The organism is Bacteroides intestinalis, assembly GCF_003464595.1.
Taxonomy (GTDB): Bacteria; Bacteroidota; Bacteroidia; order Bacteroidales; family Bacteroidaceae; genus Bacteroides; species Bacteroides intestinalis_A.
The window spans coordinates 1-6,783 of record NZ_QRZF01000042.1 but is presented as its reverse complement, the minus strand read 5'-3'; the positions used below and the strand labels follow the sequence as shown (position 1 = coordinate 6,783).

10 protein-coding genes are annotated in these 6,783 nt (G+C 40.1%); 5 read left to right on the top strand and 5 right to left on the bottom strand.

Features of this window, described 5'->3' with window-relative positions; genetic code table 11:
• Positions 1 to 75: 75 nt before the first annotated feature.
• Positions 76 to 684 (top strand): NUDIX hydrolase N-terminal domain-containing protein, encoded by a 609-nt coding sequence (locus tag DWW10_RS25430; protein WP_374937734.1) that lies wholly within the window; start codon positions 76 to 78, stop codon positions 682 to 684.
• A gap of 224 nt (positions 685 to 908) precedes the next feature.
• Here DWW10_RS25430 and DWW10_RS25425 read toward each other — a convergent pair whose 3' ends face one another.
• From DWW10_RS25425 to DWW10_RS25410, 4 genes are all read right to left on the bottom strand, one after another.
• A complete protein-coding gene (locus DWW10_RS25425) occupies positions 909 to 1,409 on the bottom strand; it encodes a hypothetical protein (protein WP_117929295.1) in 501 nt (166 codons plus the stop codon).
• A 67-nt stretch (positions 1,410 to 1,476) separates the two neighbouring features.
• A complete protein-coding gene (locus DWW10_RS25420; RefSeq protein WP_007844267.1) occupies positions 1,477 to 1,662 on the bottom strand; it encodes a hypothetical protein in 186 nt (61 codons plus the stop codon).
• A gap of 7 nt (positions 1,663 to 1,669) precedes the next feature.
• Entirely contained in the window at positions 1,670 to 2,332 is a 663-nt protein-coding gene (locus tag DWW10_RS25415) for a hypothetical protein (protein ID WP_117929293.1), read from the bottom strand.
• A 27-nt stretch (positions 2,333 to 2,359) separates the two neighbouring features.
• The gene (locus tag DWW10_RS25410; protein WP_117929291.1) at positions 2,360 to 3,340 is read right to left on the bottom strand and encodes a replication initiation protein; all 981 of its coding nucleotides are present in this window, start codon (positions 3,338 to 3,340) and stop codon (positions 2,360 to 2,362) included.
• Positions 3,341 to 3,803: 463 nt separating this feature from the next.
• On the opposite strand from DWW10_RS25410, the gene DWW10_RS25405 reads away from it, so the two are divergent.
• Together DWW10_RS25405 and DWW10_RS25400 are read left to right on the top strand one after the other, a co-directional pair.
• The gene (locus DWW10_RS25405) at positions 3,804 to 4,070 is read left to right on the top strand and encodes a type II toxin-antitoxin system Phd/YefM family antitoxin (RefSeq protein WP_117929296.1); all 267 of its coding nucleotides are present in this window, start codon (positions 3,804 to 3,806) and stop codon (positions 4,068 to 4,070) included.
• A complete protein-coding gene (locus DWW10_RS25400; RefSeq protein ID WP_032530137.1) occupies positions 4,063 to 4,332 on the top strand; it encodes a Txe/YoeB family addiction module toxin in 270 nt (89 codons plus the stop codon). Before DWW10_RS25405 ends, DWW10_RS25400 begins: the two co-directional genes overlap by 8 nt.
• Before the next feature lie 59 nt (positions 4,333 to 4,391).
• Here the strand turns inward: DWW10_RS25400 and DWW10_RS25395 are convergent, their stop codons facing one another.
• Positions 4,392 to 4,706: a hypothetical protein gene (locus DWW10_RS25395; protein WP_007844273.1), complete on the bottom strand. Its 315-nt coding sequence runs from the start codon at positions 4,704 to 4,706 to the stop codon at positions 4,392 to 4,394.
• A 491-nt stretch (positions 4,707 to 5,197) separates the two neighbouring features.
• Between DWW10_RS25395 and DWW10_RS25390 the strand changes: the two genes are divergently transcribed.
• A complete protein-coding gene (locus DWW10_RS25390; RefSeq protein WP_117929289.1) occupies positions 5,198 to 5,800 on the top strand; it encodes a BfmA/BtgA family mobilization protein in 603 nt (200 codons plus the stop codon).
• On the top strand, positions 5,797 to 6,696 hold the full coding sequence (locus DWW10_RS25385) for a DUF5712 family protein (protein ID WP_117929287.1): 900 nt from the start codon (positions 5,797 to 5,799) through the stop codon (positions 6,694 to 6,696). Before DWW10_RS25390 ends, DWW10_RS25385 begins: the two co-directional genes overlap by 4 nt.
• The last annotated feature ends 87 nt before the right edge of the window (positions 6,697 to 6,783 follow it).

Genomic DNA, 6,783 nt, shown 5'->3' with positions numbered 1-6,783 from the left:
CGCTAATATACTAAAAATATTAGGTGTGTTTGCGGAGAATCAGAAATATTTTTTATAATGGATAATAATTGTAATATGAAATGGTTGGAATGGGCCAAAGAACTTCAATTCTTGGCTCAGGTTGGTTTGACTTATACAAAAGACGATTTTGACAAGGAACGGTATGAACGTATCAGAGCAATAGCAGCAGAGATGATGAGTTTACAAAGCGGTCTACCTTTAGAACGGGTGCAAGATTTGTTCTGTAATGAAACAGGTTTCCAAACTCCCAAAATGGATACGCGTGCAGCTATCTTTTCTGGCAATAAAATTCTGTTAGTAAAGGAAAAAAACGGCAAATGGTCTATGCCGGGCGGATGGGTGGATGTCATGCAAACCATAAAATCAAATACAGTCAAGGAGGTACGGGAGGAAGCAGGATTGGATGTGGAAGCGGTGCGCATCATTGCCATGCAAGACCGGAATAAACACAACCAACCTCCGTATGCATATAATGTATGTAAAGTTTTTGTACTCTGTAAGGTTTTAGGAGGGAGTTTCCAACCTAATATAGAAACGGTGGATAGTCGTTATTTCGGTTTGGATGAGCTTCCAGTATTAGCTGAAGAAAAGAATAACAAGGAACAAATAGAAATGTGTTTCTCTGCTTATCGGGATGAAAATTGGCAGGTGAAATTCGATTAATATAAAGAAATGAGGGTACGTAAATAGAACTGTGTCAACCCTTTAGCTTGTCATTCATTTAGTCCGATATTACTTCATACATATCTGATTTTCAGATATTTATCCGAAAGTAAAATTTGAGGCAATCAGTCTTGTTAAGGATTGACACAGTTTGAATTACGGTCTCAGAAATGATAAAATAAAAGAGACTCTTTTTTTTACTTGTATATATAAATTATTCTGGATTATAGTTCTGTGTTTACTTTTATTTTCCCTATTGTTCTCTGTTCGTCACGTACCCGGCAAAGTTCCCGGTGTGCTTTTTCCTTATATTCCTGAAGGACTTTGATTTCGTTACGCAATCGGTTGTTTTCTTCCTGAAGGATCTGAAGATCTTTTGCCTGTTCTTCAGCTTTCATTTCAGCACGTACTTTCTCTTCAGCTGCCTTTGCGATAAGCTCTGGAGCCGGAAGCTGTATTTGCTTCTGTGCAGTTATAAATTCACTCATAAGCATACACAAGGCTTCTACCTGGTTCCTTTCCTTCTCGATGTCTGGAGGAACAGGAAGAAATGGTGTCGTTTCTTTGTCATAGATGTCGAAGTCGTTCTTTTCTATGAATTTCCAGGCTGTTTCAACCCATTCACCGACAGGCTTTCCTGCTTTTCGGCAATATATTTTTATTTTTTCGAGTATATTTTTAGGTACTCTTAATGTTGATGTTTGTATATTTGTTTTTTCTTGCATATCAATGATTTACTAATAAAAATATAAAGAATATATTTATTAATATACATATTCTACGAAAAATATATTATCGCTTTATTATATGTGCATCTACAAAGCAACCGCCGAAACCAGATAAAGCGTCAGGTTGCGTGTAAGTGACTGTTACAAGGGTTTGTCCCATGAATATCTCAATCTTGTCTATAACGGCTTCCATTGGCTTCCCTAAGCCTGTGGCTTCAGCAGATACCAATATCAAGTCTCCTTCTTTCATGTTTGTACTATTGTAGGTTATTAAATAGTTTTTCAAAAACTTCTCTGTTACAAGTAAAGTGATTATTATTAAAGAGCTTTTTGGTTAACCTCATTCCATAATATGTTTCTGGAAGTCTAAACTTTATCTCATTACCAAATGCAGATATTGCAAAGGTGTGCTCTACCTTATATCTGCTTTTTAAACAATGTTTTATGGAATTGGGACCAACATAAGGCTCTCCTTGGATATCACTTTTAATTTTCTTTATTTTCCCTTTCCCTTCTGCAATAATATTTCTAATCTCATTATATTGAGATTCTGTTAAAGCAAAGTAATAACTATCATTTAGCACATCATGTTGGCTTGTGTTTTTCCTTCCAAACTCGATTGCTAATGTTACATATGATTTTGCATCGTAACTGACAACTGAAGTTTTTTGAAATGTGAGAACATAAAAAATATTGTTTTCAACTTTAACCTTTTCAATCCTAAGATTCCTGAAGTTCTGGTTTACATCTTCATCCATCGGTGAGTATCTTGCACTTGATCTATGTATTGTATCACCTGAAACTTGACTTATAGAGAAAAAGCTTAATTCGTGAATTGTGTCTGATACTGACAATACTTGAGCTTTTATTTCGATGCCTATTATAATAGATAGGATAATAATGGAGAGTATCTTTCTCATAATGTTTTTTTTGAATATGTTACAGAATCAAATTATTTTCTTGTCTTTTACCTTTCCCCTCAGTGCGTTTATTATATACCCTTTTGGGTTCTTTTTATCCCTTGATTTTCCCTTCAGAGTTGAAAGCTCCAGCATTAAATCAAGCTCCTTTTGAGCAACCCTGAAAAGGTCTATATTGTTTCTTATTTCCTGGTCTGTGAAAAGAAGCTCTTGCTTTAGATAGTTTCTGATAAGCCTGTCCAGATCCCAGCCCAGGCTGACCTGTTTTTGTAGTTCGTGCTTCTCGAGTTCTTCATCCCTGTGTTCCGGTTGGTATTTTGGATACAGTTTCAGTGAATGAAAAGAGCGACCGTCTTTCAGAACTTTGTATTCAAATGAATAAGGGCTTTTGGCATCCAATTCTTCTTTGGCTGGTTTTACAATCCATTTTATGAAATCGGGATTCCTTTTGTATTTGTCCTGTACACCAAACATGATTTTCAAGTCTTCTATACTGTATATCAAAGGTCTTTCTTGGCCGCTCATGAGCTCATAGAAACGCATTGAGTACTGACTTGTAAACTCCATGGCCGTTTTAAGTTCATACTTCCTAAAGCCCTTTGAAAAATTAAGTACGGCATTATATACTTCAGGTTGTATTTCAAATCTTACCCAACCTCTTTTGTAATTGAATTGTGGTTTCTCGATGATGCCTATCACCTTCCATACTTGTCCATCATCGAACTCAAAAGATTTGTTTCTAAGGTCTAACAGGGCTTTTTTGACACGGGTGTAGTTTTCATCATCATCATTGGCTAAAAACGCAGAAATGGGCATTAAAACAACTCTATCATCGTATAGCGTCTTTTCTATACGAAGTCCAGGATAAAGCTTTTTACCTTCTATCTCACATTGCATTGCTTCCACAAGCCTGTACAGAATGCGTTTTTCGTACACTGAGAAGTTGTACTTTGATACAGTCATTAAATAGCTCTGTATCACATCTTTGTTTGTTATTTTTATAGCCATACACCTTTACTTTTTAAAAACGAGAGATTGAATGCTCGCAAATATAAAAATTAAAAACGAGATACAAAAATGTATCTCCACGAAAACATTCAAAAACTCGTTTTTAAAGCCATAAATAACATTCAAAAACTCGTTTTTAGCATTCAAAAACTCGTTTTTAGAATGTTACTATTGTTTGTAACTTCTTATTTAACAATATGTTACAGCCGTTTTTTTAAAAGTTGATAAGCATATAATAAGCTATGCTTAAAAACAAGTCATAAAATTTTAGCCGGAATGTGGCTTCTAAACCTTCAAATCCGTGAAAAACGACTTTTTGAATGTTTGTGAAAGCAAAGCAAAGGCCAGCGCAGCGTTCTTTGAGGTACGAACTTTCCGCGCGTGTACACAAATAAGTACACAAACCTTTTGTTTTATTGATTTTTATCCCTATTTTTGCAGTGTAAACCAATATATTAGAACTATGCAGATTGTTACAACACGCGAATTTCGTGCCAACCAGAAGAAATACTTCGAAATGGCAGAGACGGAAACGATCCTGATCTCTAGACGCAATGCGGCACCTATCATGGTGTGTGCGGTCAGGGAAGGCGATTTTCCTTCAAGAGAAGAACTTGCGGCCATTCAGAGAGGTATTGAAGATATCCGGAACGGAAATACCTTCAGAATGGCCAAGAATGAGTCTCTGGACGATTTTCTTAACCGTATAGAGGGCGAAGGCAATGTATGAGATAGAATTTTCCAAAGAAGCGGTAAAACATGTCCTGTTAATGAGAAAATCCTCTCCGCAGCTTTTCAAGAAGCTGGAGAAGCTGCTTGATGAACTCCGGGAACACCCATATACAGGTACAGGGCATCCGGAACAGTTGAGATACCTGGAGGGTGTCTGGTCAAGACAGCTGGACAAGAAGAACCGTATCAGGTATATGGTCAACGAGACTACCGTAATTGTGTTCATCATTTCAGCCTGGGGGCATTATGACGACAAATGAAGGATTGCAGGATGTGCCGTTTCGGAACTTACTGCAATCATTTTGAATTTGTGACAGAATCAAAATAAAGACAACTGCCGTTTATCCTCTTCTTCCTGTTTGTGTATTTTCTGGCTCTGCTTCTCATAATCGAGTATTTCCTGTATTGACCGGATAGCTCTCATTCTCTGTTCCGGAGTGGTGCGCCTTTTCATACCCTTTTCGATTTTCCCGGACTTCATCCAATTCGAATACATGTCGATCAGGCAAAGCACTTCTTCTTCCATTACTGTAGGCACTCTCATGGTCTTGGTGTACATGCCGGACACAGCCTTTCTTCCGGAACCTTCTCTGGCTCCACCTTTCCCGGTCTTTTTTCCTGGCTCCTTTTCCATAGGTCTGTTTTGTTTGATTTCGTTACGGAATCAAAGTTAGGTATTTTATATCGGATATCCAAGTAAAACCGCACACTGATTTGCACTGCAAACGGCTGCACTCGTCGGGACGGGTGGTCCCGCCCCTTGCCGTGCGGCGCTCCCCGACCGATGAGTTTTTTGTGGTGTTCCGGACATGGCCTGTTGTGCGGTTTTGTTGGGTAATTCTGTTGTGTACCAGGTGTGCGGTTTTCGTGTGTGTTCACGTGTGTGGGATAGGTTCTATCTCTCCCCGTCCCCTTTGCTAATTTCGCGCTGGGGAGGGTGTTCGATAGAACAGCAAGAGGAAACCGGGCAAGCCCTGTTTTTTCCTCTTGCCCTACGGGGTTTTTAGCTGTAAATCAGCTATTTAGGAAATTATACCAATATAATTTGGTTATAACGAATAAATATACTATCTTGTAAACCAATTAGTTAGTATATTAATTCGTTATAATAAGCCTTATAATTATATGGAAAAAGACAGTAAGACAACGGTAGCGGTAGAACGTACCACTTTTGCTAAACTTGACCGTCTGGCCAAGGCAAACAGTGTGTCAAAAATGGAGTATATTACTCATGCCATAAACTACTTTGAGAAGTACGGTATAAACCCGGTCGAGCATGAAAGCCCGGCACAGGAAATGCAGAAGCTTATCAAGCGCATGGACCAGGTGTTCGCATTCCTGAAGAAACAGGAAACGGATCTTGTGCGTCCGGCTTGTGAAGCTCTGGCCGGAGCCAGCACACAGATAACCATAAGCCTTTCATCCTTACTTTCGGAAGAAAAGTTCAGGCGGTTCCTGAAGGATAACAAGGAGCTGCTTGCCGAGATTATCAACAGTTCCGGCAACAATGGCAAGGCCATAGACCGGACAGAAAAAGCGGTGCGGGATGCAGATTCAACTATCAGGAAGAACCAGGATATAATCTTCAAGCGGATAGAAGCCAGCGAAACGGCACAGATTAAAGCCTATAAGCATATCGTTTCCTTCCTCGATGCAAAAGGAAAGACCGGGTTGCTCGATGATATAAACAAGGTCTATGAGAGGGAAAAGGAAAGGAGGGGACTATGAACATAAAGATTCAGGGTGGCGGTTCCGGAACCTATGCCAATACAGGGAACTGCACAGGAGTAACGACCTACCTCCAGCATGAGGATCTGGAGCGCATGAAGAACGGCCAGGAAGTGCAGCCGTTTTTCAATAACTCACGTGACTATATAAGCGCACAGGAAGTAACCTTCAAGATAGACAACAACAAGGCAAAATTAAGCCGGAGCGATGCGAAGTTCTATGTGATCACGGTAAGCCCTTCCAGCCGGGAACTGGAGAAAATGGGCAAGACCGAGAAGGAACAGGCTGAAGCCATGAGAAAGTATGTCCGTGATGATGTGATGCAGCACTATGCGGAAGGGTTCGGAAAAGGCCTGAACAAAGAGGATATCGAGTATTACGGAAAGATCCATTTTGAGAGGAAGGGAGCCGACCGGTACGACATGCACGCACATATCATCGTCAGCCGGAAGGACAGGAGCAACACCAGGAAGCTAAGTCCAAAGACCAACCACACCGGGAAGAAGAACTGCGGAAACGTGAAGGGCGGTTTCGACAGAACAGATTTTTTCCGAAAGTGTGAATCTTCATTTGATAAGCGCACAGGGTATGACCGGGCCCCGGAACAGACCTTCGATTATCTCAATACCATGAAGAACGGAAGCCCGAAAGAAATCTTCCAGAAAAAGGAGTGGGCGGAACGTGTGAACCATGAACGGCTTGAGAAGATGAAAGCCGAATGGAGCCGGGATCTTCAGGAACCACACCAGGAACAAGGCCGAGAAGAGAGCCAACAACAGGGGAACAGTATTTCCCAAGTTCCGGACATAGACCAGGTACCGCAACGGAAGAAGCAACAACAAGAAGAACTCGACCAGCCCAGGAAAAGAAGCCGGGGTTTTGGAATGGGTATGTAATTTTGAATAGCAAATATATATATGGAAAGAGATTAATATTTTACTGATTATCCGTTTATGCACCTGTTATATTCGCAATTACTAGTC